Source organism: Pseudomonas sp. NPDC088890 (genome assembly GCF_044900155.1).
Lineage (GTDB): Bacteria > Pseudomonadota > Gammaproteobacteria > Pseudomonadales > Pseudomonadaceae > Aquipseudomonas > Aquipseudomonas urmiensis.
The window spans coordinates 70,130-92,143 of sequence record NZ_JBJDNG010000005.1; the positions used below are offsets into that span (position 1 = coordinate 70,130).

The 22,014-nt window shown below is 62.7% G+C and carries 17 protein-coding genes; 6 read left to right on the forward strand and 11 right to left on the reverse strand.

Going from position 1 to position 22,014, the window contains the following annotated elements:
• Positions 1–300 precede the first annotated feature (300 nt).
• From gabD to ACI2JX_RS12790, 3 genes are all read left to right on the forward strand, one after another.
• Positions 301–1,743 (forward strand): NADP-dependent succinate-semialdehyde dehydrogenase, encoded by a 1,443-nt coding sequence (gene gabD, locus ACI2JX_RS12780; protein ID WP_186552905.1) that lies wholly within the window; start codon positions 301–303, stop codon positions 1,741–1,743.
• A 191-nt stretch (positions 1,744–1,934) separates the two neighbouring features.
• On the forward strand, positions 1,935–3,215 hold the full coding sequence (gene gabT, locus ACI2JX_RS12785; RefSeq protein WP_186552904.1) for a 4-aminobutyrate--2-oxoglutarate transaminase: 1,281 nt from the start codon (positions 1,935–1,937) through the stop codon (positions 3,213–3,215).
• A gap of 143 nt (positions 3,216–3,358) precedes the next feature.
• Positions 3,359–4,654, forward strand: coding sequence for an HDOD domain-containing protein (locus ACI2JX_RS12790; RefSeq protein WP_404690203.1), 1,296 nt, complete (start codon positions 3,359–3,361; stop codon positions 4,652–4,654).
• A 110-nt stretch (positions 4,655–4,764) separates the two neighbouring features.
• On the opposite strand, the gene ACI2JX_RS12795 is transcribed toward ACI2JX_RS12790, so the two are convergent.
• Positions 4,765–5,751: a sensor domain-containing diguanylate cyclase gene (locus ACI2JX_RS12795; protein WP_264233816.1), complete on the reverse strand. Its 987-nt coding sequence runs from the start codon at positions 5,749–5,751 to the stop codon at positions 4,765–4,767.
• A gap of 139 nt (positions 5,752–5,890) precedes the next feature.
• Positions 5,891–7,072, reverse strand: a complete 1,182-nt coding sequence (gene desA, locus ACI2JX_RS12800; RefSeq protein ID WP_186552901.1) for a delta-9 fatty acid desaturase DesA — start codon at positions 7,070–7,072, stop codon at positions 5,891–5,893.
• Positions 7,073–7,326: 254 nt separating this feature from the next.
• Between desA and dibA the strand changes: the two genes are divergently transcribed.
• Positions 7,327–9,222 (forward strand): phosphodiesterase DibA, encoded by a 1,896-nt coding sequence (gene dibA, locus ACI2JX_RS12805; protein ID WP_404690204.1) that lies wholly within the window; start codon positions 7,327–7,329, stop codon positions 9,220–9,222.
• Between the two features lie 87 nt (positions 9,223–9,309).
• On the opposite strand, the gene ACI2JX_RS12810 is transcribed toward dibA, so the two are convergent.
• From ACI2JX_RS12810 to tcyJ, 9 genes are all read right to left on the reverse strand, one after another.
• Positions 9,310–9,954: a methionine ABC transporter permease gene (locus ACI2JX_RS12810; protein WP_312151658.1), complete on the reverse strand. Its 645-nt coding sequence runs from the start codon at positions 9,952–9,954 to the stop codon at positions 9,310–9,312.
• Entirely contained in the window at positions 9,944–11,053 is a 1,110-nt protein-coding gene (locus ACI2JX_RS12815) for a methionine ABC transporter ATP-binding protein (RefSeq protein WP_404690205.1), read from the reverse strand. Before ACI2JX_RS12815 ends, ACI2JX_RS12810 begins: the two co-directional genes overlap by 11 nt.
• Before the next feature lies 1 nt (position 11,054).
• Positions 11,055–11,855 carry a MetQ/NlpA family ABC transporter substrate-binding protein gene (locus ACI2JX_RS12820; RefSeq protein WP_264233808.1) on the reverse strand — a complete coding sequence of 267 codons (801 nt, stop codon included), beginning with the start codon at positions 11,853–11,855 and terminating at the stop codon, positions 11,055–11,057.
• Entirely contained in the window at positions 11,848–13,236 is a 1,389-nt protein-coding gene (locus ACI2JX_RS12825) for an LLM class flavin-dependent oxidoreductase (RefSeq protein ID WP_404690206.1), read from the reverse strand. Before ACI2JX_RS12825 ends, ACI2JX_RS12820 begins: the two co-directional genes overlap by 8 nt.
• Positions 13,236–14,477, reverse strand: coding sequence for an SfnB family sulfur acquisition oxidoreductase (locus tag ACI2JX_RS12830; protein ID WP_404690207.1), 1,242 nt, complete (start codon positions 14,475–14,477; stop codon positions 13,236–13,238). Before ACI2JX_RS12830 ends, ACI2JX_RS12825 begins: the two co-directional genes overlap by 1 nt.
• A gap of 147 nt (positions 14,478–14,624) precedes the next feature.
• Complete coding sequence (locus tag ACI2JX_RS12835; RefSeq protein ID WP_404690208.1) at positions 14,625–15,866, reverse strand: SfnB family sulfur acquisition oxidoreductase; 1,242 nt, start codon at positions 15,864–15,866, stop codon at positions 14,625–14,627.
• A 315-nt stretch (positions 15,867–16,181) separates the two neighbouring features.
• Complete coding sequence (gene tcyN, locus ACI2JX_RS12840; protein WP_392468247.1) at positions 16,182–16,943, reverse strand: L-cystine ABC transporter ATP-binding protein TcyN; 762 nt, start codon at positions 16,941–16,943, stop codon at positions 16,182–16,184.
• Between the two features lie 2 nt (positions 16,944–16,945).
• Complete coding sequence (gene tcyL, locus ACI2JX_RS12845) at positions 16,946–17,614, reverse strand: cystine ABC transporter permease (RefSeq protein WP_392468245.1); 669 nt, start codon at positions 17,612–17,614, stop codon at positions 16,946–16,948.
• Positions 17,611–18,405 carry a cystine ABC transporter substrate-binding protein gene (gene tcyJ, locus ACI2JX_RS12850; protein ID WP_404690209.1) on the reverse strand — a complete coding sequence of 265 codons (795 nt, stop codon included), beginning with the start codon at positions 18,403–18,405 and terminating at the stop codon, positions 17,611–17,613. Before tcyJ ends, tcyL begins: the two co-directional genes overlap by 4 nt.
• 380 nt (positions 18,406–18,785) lie before the next feature.
• Here tcyJ and epsC point away from each other — a divergent pair, with 380 nt between their 5' ends.
• Complete coding sequence (gene epsC / locus ACI2JX_RS12855; protein WP_404690210.1) at positions 18,786–19,718, forward strand: serine O-acetyltransferase EpsC; 933 nt, start codon at positions 18,786–18,788, stop codon at positions 19,716–19,718.
• Between the two features lie 251 nt (positions 19,719–19,969).
• Entirely contained in the window at positions 19,970–21,967 is a 1,998-nt protein-coding gene (gene betT / locus ACI2JX_RS12860; RefSeq protein WP_264237260.1) for a choline transporter BetT, read from the forward strand.
• Positions 21,968–22,014 lie beyond the last annotated feature (47 nt).

A 22,014-nucleotide genomic window follows, 5' to 3' on the forward strand; every position in this document is an offset into this window, starting at 1 on the left:
TTCTGCGCGGTCCTTGTGGGAGCGGGCTTGCCCGCGAACGAGGGCGCAGCCCTCGCCATCCATCCCAGGTGAAATTCAGACGAGGTGTTCAACCACTCGTTCTTTTTTTCGAACAGCCTATTGTCCAAGACCCAACAGACCCTTAGGATTCGTTTGAGATTTCAAACGCTCGACGCCCGCAGGTTGAACACTTGGCTCAACCCGGTGCCTGAATTCCTGACGGCAGCTCCCTTGATGGGGGCGCTTATTCAACAATCAATAATTCGCCCCGTGCGCGCACGGTGCTCAAGGGAAGCCGACATGCAGCTCAAAGACGCTCAGTTGTTCCGCCAGCAAGCCTTCATCAACGGTGAATGGCTGGATGCGGACAACGGCCAGACCATCAAGGTGACCAATCCGGCCACCGGTGAAGTCATCGGCACCGTGCCGAAGATGGGCGCCGCCGAAACTCGCCGCGCCATCGAAGCCGCCGACAAGGCCCTGCCGGCCTGGCGTGCACTGACCGCCAAAGAGCGTTCGAACAAGCTGCGTCGCTGGTTCGAGCTGATGATCGAGAACCAGGACGACCTGGCTCGCCTGATGACCACCGAACAAGGCAAGCCACTGGCCGAAGCCAAGGGCGAAATCGCCTATGCCGCATCGTTCATCGAGTGGTTCGCCGAAGAAGCCAAGCGCGTCTACGGCGACACCATCCCAGGCCACCAGCCCGACAAGCGCCTGATCGTCATCAAGCAGCCAATCGGTGTTACTGCCGCGATCACCCCGTGGAACTTTCCGGCCGCGATGATCACCCGTAAAGCCGGCCCGGCCCTGGCCGCTGGCTGCACCATGGTGCTCAAGCCTGCGTCGCAAACCCCGTACTCCGCTCTGGCCCTGGTCGAGCTGGCTACCCGCGCCGGCATCCCGGCGGGTGTGCTCAGCGTCGTCACCGGCAGCGCGGGTGAAGTCGGCGGCGAGCTGACCGGCAACTCCCTGGTACGCAAGCTGTCCTTCACCGGCTCGACCGAAATCGGTCGCCAACTGATGGAAGAATGCGCCAAGGACATCAAGAAGGTTTCCCTGGAGCTGGGTGGCAACGCCCCGTTCATCGTGTTCGACGACGCCGATCTGGACAAGGCTGTCGAAGGCGCGATCATCTCCAAGTACCGCAACAACGGCCAGACCTGCGTCTGCGCCAACCGCATCTACGTGCAGGACGGCGTCTACGACGCGTTCGCCGAGAAGCTCAAGGCTGCTGTTGGCAAGCTGAAGATCGGTAACGGCCTGGAAGATGGCACCACCACCGGCCCGCTGATCGACGGCAAAGCCGTTGCCAAGGTTCAGGAACACATCGAAGACGCCGTCTCCAAAGGCGCCAAGGTGCTGTCCGGTGGCAAGCTGATCGAAGGCAACTTCTTCGAACCGACCATTCTGGTCGACGTTCCGAAGAGCGCCGCAGTCGCCAAAGAAGAGACCTTCGGCCCGCTGGCGCCGCTGTTCCGCTTCAAGGACGAGGCTGAAGTCATCGCCATGTCCAACGACACCGAGTTCGGCCTGGCCTCGTACTTCTATGCCCGCGACATGAGCCGTGTGTTCCGTGTTGCCGAAGCGCTGGAATACGGCATGGTCGGTATCAACACCGGTCTGATTTCCAACGAAGTTGCGCCATTCGGTGGCATCAAGGCCTCGGGCCTGGGCCGCGAAGGTTCCAAGTACGGTATCGAGGACTACCTCGAGATCAAGTACCTGTGCATCAGCGTCTGAGCAACTGATTAAGTAGCAAGGTTTTTACCTCTGCCAGCGGGGCGCGAGAGCGACGTCTCGCTGGTCTTTTTTACATCGCAGTACCTGGTGGCCCGGGCGTTCACGCCAGTCGATCAACGAATACTGATCGTGCACAGACCCAGCCACCCCCGAATAAAAGCGCCGTCAGAGTCGGCGCGAATGAGGGCATTATGAGCAAGACCAACGAATCCTTGATGCAACGCCGTGTCGCCGCCGTCCCACGTGGCGTTGGCCAGATTCACCCGATCTTCGTCGATACCGCGAAGAACGCGACGGTGATCGACGTTGAAGGCCGCGAACTGATCGACTTCGCTGGCGGCATCGCCGTACTCAACACCGGCCACCTGCACCCGAAAGTGGTTGCGGCGGTGCAAGAGCAGCTGACCAAAGTCAGCCACACCTGCTTCCAGGTTCTGGCGTACGAGCCCTATGTAGAGCTGTGCGAGAAGATCAACAAGCTGGTCCCTGGCGACTTCGACAAGAAGACCCTGCTGGTCACCACCGGCTCCGAAGCTGTGGAAAACGCCGTCAAGATCGCCCGTGCCGCTACCGGCCGCGCTGGCGTGATCGCCTTCACCGGCGGTTACCACGGCCGTACCATGATGACCCTGGGTCTGACCGGTAAAGTCGTTCCTTACTCGGCTGGCATGGGCCTGATGCCAGGCGGCATCTTCCGCGCGCTGTTCCCGAACGAGCTGCACGGTGTGAGCATCGACGACTCGATCGCTTCGATCGAGCGCATCTTCAAGAACGACGCTGAGCCACGCGACATCGCCGCGATCATCATCGAGCCCGTTCAGGGCGAAGGTGGTTTCATTCCGGTGACCAAGCCGTTCATGCAGCGCCTGCGCGCCCTGTGCGACCAGCACGGCATCCTGCTGATCGCCGACGAAGTACAGACCGGCGCTGGCCGTACTGGCACCTTCTTCGCCATGGAACAGATGGGCGTCGCGCCTGACCTGACCACCTTCGCCAAATCCATCGCTGGTGGCTTCCCGCTGGCCGGTGTATGCGGCAAGGCCGAGTACATGGACGCCATCGCGCCAGGCGGCCTGGGCGGCACCTACGCCGGCTCGCCGATCGCTTGCGCCGCGGCCCTGGCCGTGATCGAAGTGTTCGAAGAAGAGAAACTGCTCGATCGCAGCAAGGCTGTTGGCGAGCGCCTGGTCGCTGGCCTCAAGCAAATCCAGGCCAAGCACCCAATCATCGGTGACGTTCGCGCCCTGGGCTCGATGATCGCTGTTGAAGTGTTCGAGGGCAAAGACTCGCACGCGCCGAACGCCGCTGCCGTCAACCAAGTGGTTGCCAAGGCACGTGACAAGGGTCTGATCCTGCTTTCCTGCGGCACCTACGGCAACGTCCTGCGCATCCTGGTGCCGCTGACTGCCGAAGACGCGCTGCTGGACAAAGGCCTGGCGATCATCGAAGAGTGCTTCGCTGAGCTGGCGTGAAATCTGTGACACGCGTCAGAAAAAAACCCGCCTAGGCGGGTTTTTTTTATGCCTATTGTCTGCCTGGAGCGCTATGGTTAGCCGATGGACTTGCCTTGGAAGCTGCAACGGATTGCGCGTCAGGATTACTCAGGAGTTGACCAATGAGCGCTGCAGACCCCACCCCGCCTTGCGTATTGATTGCCGAAGGCGATCCCTGGGTGCGCGATATGCTGCGCGAAACCCTGCTCAGCGTGCGCTGTGACGCCCGCCTACAGATCTGCGCCGACGGCTCACAAGCGCTCAGCGCACTGTCGAGCAAGCCTGACCTGATCATCGCCACGCGTGAACTCAGCGATTTCGATGGCTTGGACTTGTTACGCAAGGTGCGCGCCAAAGGCGACAACCCTGGCTTGCCGTTCATACTCCTGAGCAATCGCAGCGACAGCGCCAGTGTGCGTGAAGCGTTGCCGTTTCAACCCACCGAGTACTTGAGCAAGCCGCTCAATCTGGACAAGCTGCGCAAACGCCTGGAAGTTCTGCTGATTGCCGGCGGTGAAGAGATCGCCTGCCCGGTGCCTCCCTTGCACCCCGGCGCCAAGCTGCCTGCGTTTCTTGAGGAACGTCGCGCTAGCGCCGACGGCGGCCCGCTGCTGGCTGATGTCGAGGTCGCGATCAAACGCGCGCTCAATCCCCAGGGGCTCGACCTCAAGGTGCTGGAAGCAGAGGTGCGCAACGATCCACAGATCACCGGCGTGCTGATCGCCGCCGCCAACAGCGCCGCGATGCACCGCGAGGCGCCGGTGCAGACCCTGCTGCAGGCGCTGAACAAGCTGGGCAGCACGCAAAGCATGAACCTTATCCTCGGCCTGACCCTCAAGCGCAGTGCGCGGCTGAGTGATCCTTTGTTGGCCAAGCATGCGACGCATTACTGGAACCTGTCGCTGCACACCGCCGAGTACGGCCGCACCCTGGCGCGCCAGTTGGAAGTGGACGAAGCGCGCTGCTATTGCGCAGGGCTGCTGCATTGCCTGGGTGACCTTGCGGTGCTGCGCTGCCTGCAAGAATGGCGTTTGGCCGGGGGCGAGCTCGATGAAGATCAGGTGCAACTGGCCCTCAACGAGTTCGGTGCTCCCTTTGGCTCGGCACTGCGTACCCGCTGGCGTTTGCCGCTGACATTGCGCGAACTGATCGCTGCGGTGTATGCGTTGGGCGGCGGGGTGTATTCGCGCGAGATCCTGGCGATGAACCTCGCTGGGCAGCTGGCGCGGTTGCCGGCGGATCAGGGGCTGGAGAAGGTGGCCAGTAACAAGACTGCGCGGTTGTTGAAGCTGGGGCTGCCGGAGTTGAATCGGTTGCGTAAGGTTGACAACGTACCGGCGAAGCCGCAGGAAGCCAATGCTGCAGCAGTCGAACCGGCTCCAGAAGGGCGGGCTGCCCCTGGATCTGATCAGCTCTAGGGTGTTGCTGACCTCGCGCTGGACGGGAGCCCGATGGGGCCGCACAGCGGCCCCTTCAGACTCCCGCCAAGGCGTTGGCCCAGCCCTGACACTGAGAAGCTATGGCCGCCTCAGCCCCGCACGATCTGGTTCTTGCCCTGGCGCTTGGCCTGGTACATCGCTGCATCGGCCCTGGCGAACAAGGTATCGAGGGTCGCGTCTTCATCGGTCAGCCCGGTCAGCCCTTGGCTTACGGTGACGCCATAGGTTTGCTGCCCGTGGGTGAAACTCAACCGCTGAATCTCGCGCTGCAAACGCTCGGCAATCTGCTCGGCGACCTGCGCCGTGCAGCCCGGAAACACCGCGGCGAATTCCTCACCACCGATGCGGCCAAACTGATCACCACGACGCAACACCGCCTTGCCGCTGTCGGCAATACGCTGCAGCACTTGGTCGCCTTCCTGGTGACCGTAGCTGTCGTTGATCTGCTTGAAGTCGTCGATATCCAGCAGCAAGAAGGCCAGCGGCGAACCCTCTGCGCGGGCGCTGTCGAACGCTTGCTGGGCGCACTCGAAGAAATGCCGGCGGTTGCTGCTCTGGGTCAGCACATCGGTGGTCGCCAGGCGCTGCAATTCGCCTTCGAGGTGCTTCTTCTCGGTGATGTCTTCGGCAATGCCGACGATGATCACTCGATCGCCTTCCTGTTGTTGGTTGATGTAGCACTTGTCGCTGAGCCAGCGGGTCTCGCCTGCGGCATTGATGATGCGGTACTCGCGATCTTCCACCGAGCCCTTGGTGAGCACTTGGGCCAGGCTGCGCTCGGCGTATTCCAGATCGTCGGGAAAGATGCTGTCGCGCCACTCGTTGTAGTCAGCCAACACCAGGCTCACGGGCCTGCCGAAGATGCGTTCGTAGGCCGGGCTGACATAGAGCACCTGGCGGGTTTCCCAGTCGAATGCCCACAGTACGGCGTTGACGCTATCGAGCAATGAGCTGAACAGTTGGTCGCGCTCGCTCAAGCGAGCGACTTCGCCTTGGGCATGAAACAGGGCAAGGAGGGTTTGGGCGGCTTCGGGTGGCGGGTTGCCGGGCAACGGTGGATTGATTTTATTGGCCATGAGCACGGAGCGATTCTCGGCTGAAAGCGTGCGGCCACGATCCGGCCCGCCACGCGGGCGATATGCCGAATTTGAGTAACTACGGGGGGTGAAGTTCCGGATGGCACGCCCCAGAGCGGGGCGTGCCGATCAACGGCGGTCAGGCGGTGGGGCGCAGCGAGTAGGTCTTGAGCTGGCTGGCGAAGTCACGCAGCGACTGGATACCGCTGGCTTCGGCCTCGTGTACCCAGTCTTTCATGGCAGCCAGCATGTCGTGGCCGTTGGCGCTGGTGCGGGCCCAGATCTGCTGCAAGGCCAGGCGCTTTTCGTAGATGGTCTTGAGTGCCTGGCTTTGGGCGAGGATCGACTCGATGCGCACGTGATGGCGATCCTGCAGCAGGCTGGTTTCACGCGACAGCAGGCGCTTGGCGCGGCGATAACGATGGCGCACCGAAGCGTCGACCTTGTTCAGCTCCTGCTTGACCAGCGGGCCAATCACCAACTTGCGGTACTGGGCCATGATCTGGAAGCGGTTGTTGAGGATCGCCATGGCGGTGTCCATGTCCAGGTTGGCTTTGCCTTCGACCCGGTGGGCAATGGGGGCCACGCGTTGCACCTTGGCCAGGCGCAGCATGCTCAGCAGGCGGATCCAGGCCCAGCCCATGTCGAATTCCCAACGCTTGACCGACAGCTTGGCCGAGTTGGGGTAAGTGTGGTGGTTGTTGTGTAGCTCTTCGCCGCCGATGATGATGCCCCACGGCACCAGGTTGGTGGCGGCGTCGCGGCATTCGAAGTTGCGATAGCCCACAGCATGGCCCAGGCCATTGACCACGCCTGCGGCCCAGAACGGAATCCACATCATCTGGATGGCCCAGATGGTGATACCGATGGTGCCGAACAACAGCAAGTCAATGACGGCCATCAGGGCGATGCCACCCAGCTTGTAGCGGCTGTAGAGATTGCGCTCGATCCAGTCGTCGGGGCAGTTCTTGCCGTAGATGCGCAAGGTCTCAGGGTTGCGCGCTTCCTCGCGGTAAAGCTCGGCGCCCTTGCGCAGGACAGTGCCCAAGCCCTTGTAGACCGGGCTGTGCGGGTCGTCGGGGGTTTCGCACTTGGCGTGGTGCTTGCGGTGGATAGCCGTCCACTCGCGGGTGTTCTGCGCGGTGGTCAGCCACAGCCAGAAACGGAAGAAGTGCTTCAGCCCGGCATTGAGCTCCAGGGAGCGGTGCGCCGAATAGCGATGCAGGTAGATGGTGACGCTGACGATGGTCACGTGGGTCATCAGCAGGGTGACCGCGACCAGTTGCCAGGCCGACAAGTCGAGTAAACCGTAGTACCACATAGGTGTAGAAGCCCTCGGAAAAACGGGGGGAGTAGCGTTTGGCATTATCCCTCGGCAGGGAAATAAAACCATAGGCCTGTGTTGATAGCGCTGGCCTTGTCGCGGGGCAAGCCCACTCCTGTACGCGCCGTGCACCGCTGATAGAGCGGGTTCAAGCGCCCATCGTCTAGACCAATTTCTGATCCGGGAATGAGTCACGGCATGTTTCCGCCTTTATAATGCCCCATCGTTTTCTATGGGCTTACACACCCGACATGTCTGTTTCCGTTCGCGACGCCTTGCGTATGGCTGCGCTCTATGTGGTGTTCTCGATCCTCTGGCTGGTGCTGTCCGAGCAGCTTTTGCAGCGATTGACCGAGGATCCACTGGCGCTGAACCTGGGACGCTGCATCAACGTGCTGGTGTGGGTGCTGTTCAGCGCGTTCCTGATCTTCGTCTCGCGCGCCCGGCTGCTCAACTTCATTGGTATCGGTGCGCGCCTGCGCAGCGAGGACCGTGAGCGCCTGCGCATGGCGGCTGCGGTGTTCGACAGCACCTTGGAAGGGGTGCTGGTGACTGATCGCAATGGCTTGATCGTGCACGTCAACCGGGCGTTCATGCGCATTACCGGTTATCAGCAGGACGAGGTGCTCGGCCAACGCCCAAGCAAGTTCAAGTCGGGCCGCCACGATGCGCCGTTCTACCAGCAGATCTACGCGACGCTGGCGGACAAGGGCGAATGGAGCGGCGAGATCTGGAACCGGCGCAAGAGTGGTGAGATCTACCCGCAGTGGCAGACCATCTGCGCCATTCGCGACGACAGCGGCGAGCTGACCCACTACGTCGCGGTGTTCAGCGATATCAGTGCGATCAAGCACTCCGAGCAGGAACTGGCCTATCTGGCGCACCATGACCCACTGACCGGCCTGCCCAACCGCCTGCTGTTCAACGACCGCGCCCAACAGGCGCTGGCCGCCGCTCAAGCGCACAAGCGCGGGTGTGGCCTGTTATTGCTCGACCTCGACCACTTCCAGAGCATCAACGACGGCCTTGGGCACACCATTGGCGACCAGTTGCTCAAGCTTGTGGGCGAGCGTTTGCGCGAAGTGCTGGGCCAAGGCGTAACCCTGGCGCGCCTGGGCGGTGACGAGTTTGGCGTGCTGCTGGAGAACTGCCAGCAGGTCGGCGAGGCGGCGACCTTGGCGCAAGAGATCATCGAGCGCATGCGCGAGCCGTTCGTCTTCGAGGGTAACCGGCTGTTCATCAGTGTCAGCGTTGGCATTGGCCTGTTCCCCAGCGATGCCCTGAGCGCCGAGCAATTGCTGCGCAACGCCGATGCCGCGCTGTTCAAGGCCAAGAGCAATGGCCGCGCCTGCTATGCGCTGTATACCGAAGAGCTGACCGCTCACGCCCAGCAGCGGGTGGAGACCGCCAGCGAGCTGCGCCGGGCGTTGGAGCAGGAGGAGCTGCGGGTGTTCTTCCAGCCGGTGCATGACCTGTTCACCAGCAAGATGATCGGCGTCGAGGCCCTGGTGCGCTGGCAGCATCCGGAGCGCGGGCTGGTGCCGCCGGGCGAGTTCATCCCGATTGCCGAGCGTACCGGATTGATCGCCGAGATCGATGCCTGGGTGTTGCGCCAGGCGTGCCGGCAGATGGTTCGGTGGCAGGCCGAGGGGCATGCGCTGGCGTTCGTTGCGGTGAATATTTCCAGCCGGCTTTTCGGCCAGCGCGAGCTGTACCGGCAAGTCGCCGAGGTGCTGCATGAGACCGGCCTGGATCCGGCGTTGCTGGAGCTGGAGGTCACCGAGAGTGCGGTGATGGAAGACCCGGAGGTGGCGCTGGAGCAGTTGCACCGCCTGCGCGAACTGGGTTTGAGCCTGGCGATCGATGATTTCGGCACGGGTTATTCGTCGCTGCTGCGGCTCAAGCGCTTGCCGGTGCAGAAGCTCAAGATCGATCAGGGCTTTGTTGCCGGGCTGCCGCTGGATGAGGATGACATCGCGATTGTTCGGGTGATCATCGCCTTGGCCAAGAGCATGGGTATGCAGGTGCATGCCGAAGGGGTCGAGCAGGCGGAGCAGGCACGGTTTCTGCTGGAGCAGCAGTGTCAGCTGGGGCAGGGCTATTGGTTTGGACGACCGGTGCCTGCGCAGGATTTGCGTTGGGGCTGAATAGGTCATCGCGGGGCAAGCCCGCTCCCACGCCTTCCCCAGATCGATTGCGGGGCAGCGTGGGAGCGGGCTTGCCCCGCGCTAGCGTCAGCGCTTGTTCAAACCTTTCGCCAAACGATCGCCACCCAGCTGGATCACCGCCACCAACGCCACCAACATGGCAATCACGGTCAGCATGATCTGGCTGTCGAAGCGCTGATAACCATACCGATAGGCAATGTCGCCCAAGCCCCCAGCACCAATCGCCCCGGCCATGGCCGATGAGTTGATCATCGTCACCAAGGTAATGGTGAAACCGCCGACGATGCCCGGCAACGCCTCAGGTAGCAGCACATGCCAGATGATGTGCCATCGCCGACAGCCCATGGCCTGGGCCGCCTCAACCAGGCCATGATCGACCTCACGCAAGCTCACCTCCGCGATCCGCGCAAAGAATGGCGTCGCGGCAATGGTCAGCGGCACCACGGCGGCCCACACGCCATAGGTAGTACCCACCAGCAGACGGGTGAACGGGATCAGCGCGACCATCAGGATCAGAAACGGGATCGAGCGGAACAGGTTGACGAAGGCACCGAGCACCCGGTTAAGCGCCGGTGCCTCGTAGATCCCGCCCTTGTCGCTGGTGACCAGCAGCACTGCCATCGGCACACCCACCAACAGCGCGATCAGCGACGACACGCCGACCATCAACAAGGTGTCCAGCAAGCCCTGTAGCAGACGATCAACCCACATAGCCCAGCACCTCCACGTCATCGGCCCAACGGCGGGCGCGCTCCAGCAACTGATGCGGTTGGTGGACCGAGCCGCGTACCGCCAGGATCAAGCGCCCCAACGCTCGTTCACCAATGGTCTCTACACCCCCCTGGAGCAGGCTGACCTGCCCGCCCAGATCCTTGAACAGGCCAGACAACTCCAACTCGCCCAGTGCCACCAACTTGAGCACCACAGCGGCATCCCGACTGCCTGGGTTGGATCGCAAGCTGGCTTGCAATGCCGCAGGCAGCTTGGCTTGCAGCGGTGCCAGCAGGGTCCGGGTCACTTCGTGATGGGGGCTGCCGAATACCTGCCAGACCTCACCTTGCTCGACCACTTCGCCACGTTCGAGCACCACCACGCGGTGGCAGATATCGCGGATCACCGCCATCTCGTGGGTGATCAGCACCACGGTCAGGCCCAGGCGTTGATTGATGTCGCGCAGCAGTTCGAGGATCGAGGCGGTGGTCTCCGGGTCGAGCGCCGAGGTAGCTTCATCGCACAGCAGAATCTCCGGGTCATGGACCAGCGCTCGGGCGATGCCGACGCGCTGCTTCTGCCCGCCGGACAACTGCGCCGGGTACACATGGTGCTTTTCGGCCAGGCCGACCAACTCCAGTAGTTCACGCACCTTGCGTTGGCGTTCGGCCTTGGCCACGCCGGCAACCTTGAGCGGCAGCTCGACGTTCTGCCACACGGTCTTGGCCGACATCAGGTTGAAGTGCTGGAAGATCATGCCGATGCGCCGCCGCAGCTCGACCAGGCGGTCTTCGTCGAACGGTGCGATATCGACCTGATCGATCAGCACCCGGCCCTGACTCGGTTGCTCCAGGCGATTGATGGTGCGCAGCAGCGACGACTTGCCAGCGCCGCTGCGGCCGATAATGCCGAAGATCTCGCCCCGGCGGATGTTCAGGTCGATGCCTTGCAGCGCAGGTTGGGCCTGGCCGGTGTAGGTCTTGCCCAGGCCGATGAAGCGTACATGGGCGTCATTGACCTCGGGGCGCAAGGCCTGTTCGCGAGCGGGCAGCGGCGAGGCTTGGACAGTGGGCGCCCTGAGGGCGCTGGCGCTGCTCATATCAGCCTTCCCAGCCGGCCTGGTAGAGGCTGCCATGGGCTTTATTCAGCGCTTCGCGCACGGCCGGGGAGTGCTGATAGATATCGACGAACTTGGCCAGGCGCGGATCGTCCTTCGATTGTGGGCGGATGACGAACTGGATCACGTATTCCTTGTTTTCCAGGCCATCGAACAGCAGCGCCGAGGTGGCGTCGAAGGTGTTGGCCAGGCGGATGTAGGCCGGGTAGCCCTGGACCAGATCGGCGTCGTCATAGGCGCGCACCAGTTGCACCGCCTCGACCTGAAGGATTTTCAGCTTCTTCGGGTTAGCGACGATGTCATCTTCGGTGGCCTTGTAGCCAACGCCTGGCTTGAGGCTGATCAGCCCAGCCTTGGCCAGTAGCTGCAAGCCACGGCCGCTGTTGATCGGGTCGTTGGCGATGGCCACGCTGGCGCCTTCAGGCAGCTCGGCGAAGCGCTTGTACTTTTTCGAATACAACCCGACGTTGTTGATGATCCCCGGCTTATAAGGCACCAGGTCAAACCCGGCCGCGGCCTTGGCGTTTTCCAGGAAGGGGATGTGCTGGAAGTAGTTCACGTCGATGTCGCCGCTGTTGAGGCTGACATTGGGTGCGATCCAGTCGCTGAATTCGATCAGCTTCACCTCCAGGCCTTGCTTGTGGGCTTCTTCCACGGCGGCTTCCAGCGGGATGGCGAAGGCGGCGGTGGTGCCGATTTTCAGCGGCTCGGCGGCCAATACGTTGGCGGCGATACCCAGGGACAACACAGCGGCCGCGACGGGCCGGAACAATTTATCAAGCATGGTGCAGGGCTCCAGTCGGGGCAGGGGTAGGGTTGCGGTAGCTGGCGCCGGGATGGTCGGCGGGCAGGTGCGGCAGGTCGCTGGCGAACAGTTTTTCGCGCAGGCTGCCGGCTTGGTAGGCGGTCTTGTAACGGCCACGGTTTTGCAGCTCGGGGACGACCAGGTCGATGAAGTCCTCGTAGCTTTCCGGGGTGACCGTGCGGGTCAGGTTGAAGCCGTCCAGGCCGGTCTCGTCGATCCAGGCGATGAGCTCGTCGGCAACCTGCTCGGCGGTGCCGATCAGGGTCACGTAGCGGCCCCCGAGGGCGTGCTGATCCAACAGGCGACGGCGGGTCCAGGCACTGTCTTGCAGCTGGCGCGTGGCCGACTGGATCGCGTTGCCCTTGGTAAAGCCGATCGGCTCGTCCAGCCCATAGGCGGCAAAGTCGATCCCGGTGGAACTGGCGAAATGCGCGACACCCGCCTCGGGGCTGGCGTAGCGCACGTACTCGGCATATTTGGCGTGCGCCTGTTGTTCAGTGGCGGCGACGATGACCGTGATCCCCATGAACACCTTGATCGCCTGCGGATCGCGGCCTGCTGCCTGGGCTGCGGCGCGTACCCTGTCGACCTGGGCGCGGGTGGCGGGCTTGTCCTGGCCGCTGATGAATACGCATTCGGCGTGGTTGCCAGCGAAGGCCAGGCCACGTGGCGAACTGCCGGCCTGGAACAGTACCGGCGTGCGCTGCGGCGACGGCTCGCAGAGGTGATAGCCCTCGACCTTGTAGAACTCGCCGTGGTGCTCGACCTTGCGCACTTTGTCGGGCCGGGCATACACGCGCTGCTCGCGGTCTGCGACCACGGCGTCGTCGTCCCAGCTGCCTTCGAGCAGCTTGTACAGCACGTGCAGGTATTCGTCGGCCTGGTCGTAGCGCCGGTCGTGCTCGGGCTGCTGGTCCAGGCCCATGGCGCGCGCGGCGCTGTCCAGGTAGCCGGTGACGATGTTCCAGCCGACCCGGCCGTTGCTCAAATGATCCAGTGTGGAAAGCCGCCGAGCGAACAGATACGGCGCCTCGTAGGTGAGGTTGGCGGTCAGGCCGAAGCCCAGGTGGCGGGTCACGGCGGCCATCGCCGAGACCAGCAGCAGTGGGTCGTTGACCGGCAGCTGGATCGACTCTTTGAGCGGCACCTCGACCGATTGCCCGTAGACGTCATAGGTGCCGACGATGTCGGCGATGAACAGCCCGTCGAACAGCCCGCGCTCGAGCAGCTTGGCCAGGTCGGTCCAGTACTCCAGCGACTTGTATTGGGTCGAGGTGTCGCGCGGATGCGTCCACAGGCCGTGGTTGATGTGGCCAATGCAGTTCATGTTGAAGGCATTGAGCAGGATCTGCTTGCTCATCAGAGGGTCCCTCGACGGGGTGGATTGACCTGGTTGAGGTAGAAGTTGCCGATGGCGTGGTACTTCCAGCGCACCGGGTCGTGCAGGGTGTGCACGCGGGCGTTGCGCCAGTGGCGGTCGAGGTTGTGCTCGGCCAGGGTGGCCTGGCTGCCGGCCAGTTCGAACAGGGTGGTGCTGGCGGCCAGGGAGATCTCGGTGCTGATCGCGCGGGCTTCGGCCACGGCGATGGAGGCGGAGGCGACCAGATCGGTGGCGGATTCATCGCGGGGCAAGCCCGCTCCCACGTTGGCTGCTGAGGCTGAGGCTGTGGCTGTGGCTGCTGCGGCGGCGCGGTCGAGGTATTCGCCGGCGCGTTCGAGCAAGGCCTCGGTGGCGTGCAGGCGGATCGACAGGTGGCCGAAGCTTTTCAGGGTCAGTGGATCGTCGCTGGCTTTGTCCTGGCCCGAGTCGACCCATGGCCGGCTGCGGGTACGGACGAAGTGCAGGGCGTCTTCGAAGGCGGCGCGGGCGATGCCAGTGTCGATTGCCGCATGGAGGATCTGCGCCAGCGGGCCGACGGTGGTCGGGCGCTCGAAGGCGCTCTGGAATGGCACCACGTCAGCGGCGGCGACGAACACGTTGTCGAACACCACCGAACCGCTGCCGGTGGTGCGCTGGCCGAAGCCGCTCCAATCGTCGATCACCTGCACGCCCGGCGCGTCGGCGGGGACGAACGCCAGTTGCTGGACGCCCTCGTCATCGATCACCGAGGTGGGGATACGTTGCGCATAGAGGGCGCCGGTGGAATAGAACTTGCGGCCGTTGATGCGATAACCGTCGCCGTCACGGCTCAGCCGGGTGGTGCGGTCGTGGGCGGTCTTGGTGCCCAGTTCGGCCAGGGCATTGCCGAAGCGTCGACCGGCCAGCACTTCGCCGTACAGGCGTTGCTGTTGTTCGGGGCTGCCGTTCACTCGCAGCACTTCCAGGGCGTAGAAGTGGTTTTGTGGGATCTGCCCGAGCGAGGCGTCGGCTTGGGCGATGCGGGCGATGACCTTGGCCAGGGTGACGTTGGATACGCCGGCGCCGCCGAAGGCCTTGGGCACGCTGATGGCCCACAGGCCGGAGCGGGTGAACAGCTCCAGTTCGGCGTGTGGCAGGCGGCGCTCGCGGTCGCGCAGGGCGCTGTCTTTGCGCAATTGCTGGGCGATGTGTTCGGCGACGGCCAGGGCTTGGGCGTCGCTGCTGATGACTGCTGCGTTCATAGTGTTCTCCGGGGCCTTGGGGCCGCTTGCGCAGCCCTTCGCGGGCAAGCCCGCTCCCACAGGTACAGCGCCGTCTTCAAGGGCGGCGCGGTCCCTGTGGGAGCGGGTTTACCCGCCAAGGGCCGCACAGCGGCCCCAGGCGCTCACTCAGATCCAGGAATGTCGGGCAGGACGGGTGCCGTTCAGGTGGTAGGCACCAATCGCGTGATACTTCCAGCGCACTGGATCGTGCAGGGTGTGCACGCGGGCATTGCGCCAATGCCGATCGAGATTGAACTCGGCCAAGCTGGCGCGGCTGCCGGCAAGTTCGAACAGCTTCTCGCTGGCCTGCAGGGCGATCTCGGTGGTGAGCACCTTGGCTTGCGCCACGGCAATCGAGGCGCGCGCGGCGGCGTCTGCATCGATCTCCCCAGCATTGACCTCATCGAGCACTCGCGCAGCCCTGCGCAGCAGCGCCTCGGCGGCGTGCAGTTCGAGCTTGAGGCGGCCGATGTCGGCGATCACGTAAGGGTCGTCGCTGGCGCGCTCGACATTGGCATCGATGAACGGCCGCGATTTGTCACGCACGAAGCTGATCGCATCATCGATGGCCGCTTCAGCGATACCCGCGTCGATCGCGGCCTGGATCAACTGCGAAGCTGCGCCCTGGATGTTCGGCAGGTCGCGCTGACGCCAGTTGTCGATGACCAGTTCCGCGTCCACCGGCACCTGGTCGAGCAGCACCGTGCCGCTGGCCGTGGTGCGTTGGCCAAAGCCGGACCAGTCGTCGACGATACGCAAGCCAGGGCTGCCACGGCGCACGAATGCCAGGCGCTGGCGGCCCTCGTCATCCAGGGCCTTGACCGCCACCCAATGGGCGAACAGCGCCCCCGTGGAATAGAACTTCTCACCACTGATGCGATAGCCCTCGCCATCGCGGCTGATTCGCGCCTTGAGCGTCAGGGTGTCTTTGCTGCCGCGCTCAGGCCCGGCATTGCCGATGCGCCAGCCGTCGAGCACGGAGCGGAAAATCAGCGCTTGTTGAGCCTCGGTGGCGGTCAGGCGCAGCAGTTGGAGCATGCCGAACTGGTTTTGCGGGATCTGCCCCAACGCAGGGTCGGCGGCGCTGATGATGCGAAACACTTCGGCGACGGTTTCAAAAGAAACATCCGGGCCACCGAAGGCTTTGGGAATGCTGATGCTGCCCAGGCCGCTGCGGGTGAACAGCTCGATTTCGGCCCAAGGCAGTTTGCGCTGCTGGTCGCGGCGGGCGGCCTGCTGGCGGGCAACTTGGGCAAGTTCGTGGGCGGCCTGCAGGGCTTCGGCGTCATTGCGCAGGATCTTGGCAGGCAACAGCAGTGGTGAGCTGTCGAGGTCGCTGGCGAACAGGGTTTCTGGCTGGCTGGACATCAGTACCGCTCCTTGGCTGCACTCAATGCCCTGGCGTTATGCACTGGGGTGATTGTGATCCTGACCATTCCTTACCTCACAAAAGTGGCTGTGTCGCGGGTGGTGGTGGCGACAGACGTTTGTTGGTCCGGTGGTCCGGTGTATATACCCTATTCGCTTATAAAAACTTTATGAACTAACCTTTTGGAATATAAATAGAAGCAGTTTTCTGACCGTGAAACGAACGTGGGAGCGGGCTTGCCCCGCGATAGCGCCAGTGAATTCACCGACGCTATCGCGGGGCAAGCCCGCTCCCACGCTCAGATCAACAGGTGGTTAGTCTTGCGAGGCCGCCGTCCCCAAGAACTTACGCAAGAACTGTCGCGTGCGTTCTTCCTTCGGATTGGCAAACAACGCCTTGGCTTCCCCTTGTTCGACGATTACCCCCTTGTCGAAGAAGATCACCCGATTCGCCACATCCCGGGCAAAGCTCATCTCGTGGGTGACGATGATCATCGTGCGCTTCTCTTCGGCCAGGCCGCGGATGGTTTCCAGCACCTCGCCGACCAACTCCGGGTCGAGCGCTGATGTCGGCTCGTCGAACAGGATCACGTCCGGCTCCATGGCCAAGGCCCGGGCAATCGCCACCCGTTGCTGCTGGCCACCCGACAGGCGCCGTGGGTAAGCGTCTTCCTTGCCCGCCAGGCCGACCTTGGCCAGCAAGCGCCGCCCTAGCTCGACAGCCTTGTCGCGCGGCGTCTTCTTGACCACCAATGGCCCTTCGATGACATTCTCCAGGGCGGTGCGGTGCGGGAACAGGTTAAAACTCTGGAACACGAACCCGGCCTGTTGGCGCAGCCGGCGGATCGCACTCTGCTGGCCGCCCAGCGGGCGATTGGCATCGATGCTGATGTCGCCGATCTGGATGCGTCCGGCATCGGGTGTTTCCAGCAGGTTGAGGCAGCGCAGGAAGGTGGTCTTGCCCGAGCCACTAGGGCCGATGATGGCAATGACTTCGCCGGGCTGCACGGTCAGGTCGATCCCGTTGAGTACGGTCTGGCCTTTGAACCGCTTGGTCAGGCCTTCTACTACGATCATCTTCAGTGCTCCTGGTCATGCTGGTTGACCCGCGCTTCCATGCGGTTCTGGAAGTGCGCAAGGATCGTGCAGAGTATCCAGTAGACCACTGCCACGGCCAGGTACATGGTGAACACTTCGAACGTGCGCGCGGTGATCAACTGCGCCTGGCGGAACAGCTCGGGGACCTGGATGGTCGCCGCCAGGGCGGTGTCCTTGACCAGCGAAATGAAGCTGTTGCCCAGCGGCGGCAGGGCGGTGCGCATGGCTTGCGGCAGGATCGCCCGGCGCATCGCCTGGGTGCGGGTCATGCCGATGCTGGCGCAAGCTTCCCACTGGCCACGGTCGATCGAGGAGATCGCCGCACGGAGGATTTCACAGATATACGCCGCCATGTTCAGTGACAGGCCAATCAGCGAAGCCGGGATCGGATCGAGCTCGATGCCGATCTGTGGCAAGCCGAAGTAGATCACGAACAGCTGCACCAACAGCGGTGTGCCACGGAAGAACGATACGTAGATGCGCGCCAGCCAGTTCAGCGGCAAGATCTTCGACAAACGCATCAGGGCCAGGGCAAAGCCCAGGACCATGCCGAAGAACATGCCACCAACGCTGAGCAGCACGGTGTAGCCTGCGCCCTTGAGCAGGAAGGGCGCTGAATCGGCTACCAGTTGCAAGCTTTCTTCAATCATTTAGTCACGTCAGCGCCAAAGTACTTCTCGGACAGCTTGGCCAGGGTGCCGTCGGCCTTGAGTTTGTCCAGCGCCTTGTTGATCGCGTCGAGCAGTTCCGGCTCGCCTTTGCGCAGGGCCACGCCCGATTCCAGGCGCGAGAAGGGTTTGCCAGCCAGCTCGGTGTCCTCGGCTTTCTGGGCGTATTCCAGTGCGGCGAGGCGGTCGATCAGGATCGCATCGATACGACCATTGCGCAGGTCGGCGAACTTGGTTGGATCGTCTTCGTAGGTGCGCACTTCGGCTTTGGGCACGTCTTGCTTGACCCATTGCTCGTAGTTGGTGCCCAGGCCTACACCGACCTTTTTGCCAGCCAGGTCTTGGGCGCTCTCGATTTTCAGGTCTGCGGCCTTCTTCTTCAGGATCAGCGCCTGGATGCCGGACACGGTGTAGGGCTCGGAGAAGTCGTACTTCTTCTTGCGCTCTTCGGAGATGGTCACCTGGTTGATCACCACGTCCAAACGTTTGGACTCGAGGGCAGCGAGGATGCCATCCCACTTGGTCGGCTGGATCTTGGCCTTGACCCCCAGCTCCTTGGCCAGCAGCTCGGACAGCTCGACTTCGAAGCCGGCCAGCTTGCCATTTTCGTCCTGGAAGCTGAAGGGCGGGTAGGTGCCTTCGAGGCCGACGCTGAGCACGCCTTTGTCCTTGATGGTCTTGAGCTGCTCACCGGCGAAGGCCTGGCTGAGCAGACCGGTGCCCAGCAGGATGGCCAGGCTGGCGTTGAGTAGCGGTTTGGCGAATTTCGACATGTCAGAGCCCCGCGCTTGTTGTGGAAGTGGTGGGTGGCGACTATAGGGGTGGGCTGTATAGGCCTGGAAATAATAAAAACTTATTTTGTTATTCCCATTTCTAGTTTTTGTCAGTGATCAGGCAGCTCTGAGGGTAGTCCGTCAGTGCTGCTTATGCCCGACTTAGCGCAGGATGGAATAAAGCGTTGTTTTTTCCAAGAGGGTTATTTGCCGTAGAGTGATCACAGGCGCCGCCAGCGTAACGTGGGAGCGTAACGTGGGAGCGGGCTTGCCCGCGATGGCGATTTCGAATTCCCCAACACGATCGAAGGCCAAACCCGCTCCGCCTGTCCACATACCTTGTACTTTTTCAGAAAAATCCCGCCAGCCAGGAGACCACCGTGAGCGAACAACCATCCCCAGGGCATTGGCAACTGCACAGCATCGTCAGCGGCTTGCGCGGCGCGCGTGAGCAGTGGCGCACCCGCAACGGCCGCAGCAGCGGCGAGCAAGGCGGCCGTGAGTTGCCGTCGCGTGAAGCGGTTCGGCAGATCCTCGAGCAGCTGTGTGGCGCACTGTTCCCCATGCGCTTGGGTCCGGTGGACTTGCGCGAAGAGAGCGAGGACTTCTACGTCGGCCACACCCTCGACGCAGCCCTGACCTCGCTATTGACCCAGGCCCGGCTGGAATTGCGGTACGCCACGCGCCAGGGCAAGACCGACCTGAGCGACGTCGATGCCCATGCCCTGCGCTTGATCCAGGACTTCGCCACCGCGCTGCCCGCCTTGCGGGTGCTGCTCGATACCGATGTGCTGGCTGCCTACCACGGCGACCCGGCAGCGCGCAGCGTCGACGAAGTACTGCTGTGCTACCCCGGTATCCTGGCGATCATCCACCATCGCCTGGCTCATCATTTGTACCAGGCCGGCTTGCCGCTGCTGGCGCGGATCAGTTCGGAGCTGGCGCATTCGGCCACGGGTATCGATATTCACCCTGGGGCGCAGATTGGCCCGAGCTTCTTCATCGACCACGGCACGGGTGTGGTGATCGGTGAGACGGCGATCATCGGCGAGCGGGTGCGCATTTATCAGGCAGTGACCTTGGGCGCCAAGCGCTTCCCGGCGGATGAGTCGGGAACGCTGCACAAGGGCCATCCGCGTCACCCGATTGTCGAGGACGATGTGGTGATCTATGCCGGGGCGACTATTCTCGGGCGTATCACCATCGGCAAGGGCTCGACCATTGGCGGCAACGTCTGGCTGACCCGCAGCGTGCCGGCTCAGAGCAATATCACCCAGGCGAATCTGCAGCTTGATTGTGAGGGCAAGCAGTAATCGAAAGTGCCGAGATAGAGCGTGGGAGAGGGCTTGATCTGCGACAGCGAGGGTGAATGCAGCGCCGCTATCGCGGGGCAAGCCCGCTCCTGCGGGCGGGTGTTGCGGGTCGCAATGAATACCGATCCATGTTTAACTTGAACGCTTGTTCAAAGTAAAACGCTGGTCGCTGCCGGTGTTCAACAGGAGGAATAGCCTTTGCTGAACCCGTTCAATTTCTACCTCACGCCCCGCGTGGAGGTGCCTGCGCAATGAGTGCACCTTCCACCTCCTCCAGCAATATCCGCATGAACCCTCCGGTGTTCTATTTCGCGGCAAGTTTCATCCTGATCTTCGGCCTGGTGGTCATTGCCAACCCTCAAGCGGCAGGCGATTGGCTGCTCGCGGCACAGAACTGGGCGGCCAATACGGTTGGCTGGTACTACATGCTGGCGATGACCCTGTACCTGGTCTTCGTGGTGGTCACCGCCTTGTCTGGCTACGGCAAGATCAAGCTCGGTGCCGACCACGACGAACCCGAGTTCAGTTACCTGTCGTGGGCCGGCATGCTGTTCGCCGCAGGCATCAGCATCACCTTGTTCTTCTTCTGCGTCTCCGAACCCCTGACCCACATGCTCCAACCGCCGCAAGGCGAAGGCGGTACGGCCGAGGCTGGGCGTCAGGCAATGCAGGTGCTGTTCCTGCATTGGGGCCTGCATGGCTGGGGCGTGTTCGCCTTCGTCGGCATGGCACTGGCGTACTTTGCCTATCGCCATAACCTGCCGCTGGCGCTGCGCTCGGCGCTGTACCCGCTGATTGGCAAACGTATCAACGGCCCGATCGGCTACGCAGTGGACGGCTTTGGCATCATCGCCACGGTGTTCGGCCTGGGCGCCGACATGGGCTTTGGCGTGCTGCACCTTAATGCTGGCCTGGACTACCTGTTCGGCATCGATCATAGCCAGTGGGTGCAGGTCATCCTCATCACCTTGATGATGGGCGCGGCGGTGGCCGTGGCGGTCGCCGGGGTGGAGAAGGGCGTGCGGGTGATGTCCGACATCAACCTGTTTTTGGCCTGTGCGCTGCTGTTGTTCGTGCTGTTCGCAGGGCCCACCCAGCACCTGTTCAATACCTTGATCCAGAACCTGGGCGACTACCTCGGCGCCTTGCCGCGCAAGAGCTTCGACGTTTATGCCTACGGCGAGAACCGCGACTGGCTGGGTGGCTGGACAGTCTTCTACTGGGCTTGGTGGATTGCCTGGGCGCCGTTCGTGGGCTTGTTCATCGCGCGGATCTCGCGTGGCCGGACCATCCGCGAGTTCGTCTTCGGCGTGCTGCTGATTCCGCTGGGCTTCACCCTGGCGTGGATGTCGATCTTCGGCAACAGCGCCCTGGACCAGGTGATCAACCACGGCATGACCGCGCTCGGCCAGTCGGCGTTGGATAACCCGTCGATGAGCCTGTACCTGCTGCTGGAAACCTACCCTTGGAGCAAGACGGTGATCGCCGTGACGGTGTTCATCAGCTTCGTGTTCTTCGTCACCTCGGCAGATTCCGGCACGGTGGTGCTTTCGACCCTGTCGGCCAAGGACGGCAACGCCGACGAAGATGGCCCGAACTGGCTGCGCATCTTCTGGGGCGCGATGACTGCGCTGATCACCAGCAGCTTGCTGTTCGCCGGCAGTATCGATTCGCTTAAATCTGCCGTGGTACTGACCTCGCTGCCGTTCTCGCTGATCTTGCTGTGCATGATGTGGGGGCTGCACAAGGCGTTCTATCTGGAGTCGCAACGGCAGATCGCGCAGATGCACTCGCTGGCGCCGTTCGCCCAGTCGCGCCGCGGCCGGGGTGGCTGGCGGCAACGCTTGAGCCAGGCGGTGCATTTCCCTTCACGCGATGAGGTGTACCGGTTCATGGACGATGTCGTGCGTCCGGCGATTGCCGAGGTGCGCGAGGTGTTCGAGCAGAAGGGCCTGGTACTGATTACCCAGGATGACCCGAGCCATGACAACGTCAGCTTGAAGATTGGCCATGGTGAGGAACAGCCATTTATCTACCAGGTGCAGATGCGTGGGTATTTCACCCCGTCCTTCGCGCTGGGTGGGTTGGGTACCCAGGATTTGAAGAACCGTCGTTACTACCGGGCCGAAGTGCATCTGGCCGAAGGTAGCCAGAACTATGACCTGGTGGGCTACAGCAAGGAGCAGATCATCAACGACATCCTCGACCAGTACGAGCGGCATATGCAGTTCTTGCATTTGGTCAGGTAACAGATTGGGTCTGCTTTGCAGCCCGCCGCGCTGGTTCGGCGCCCCGA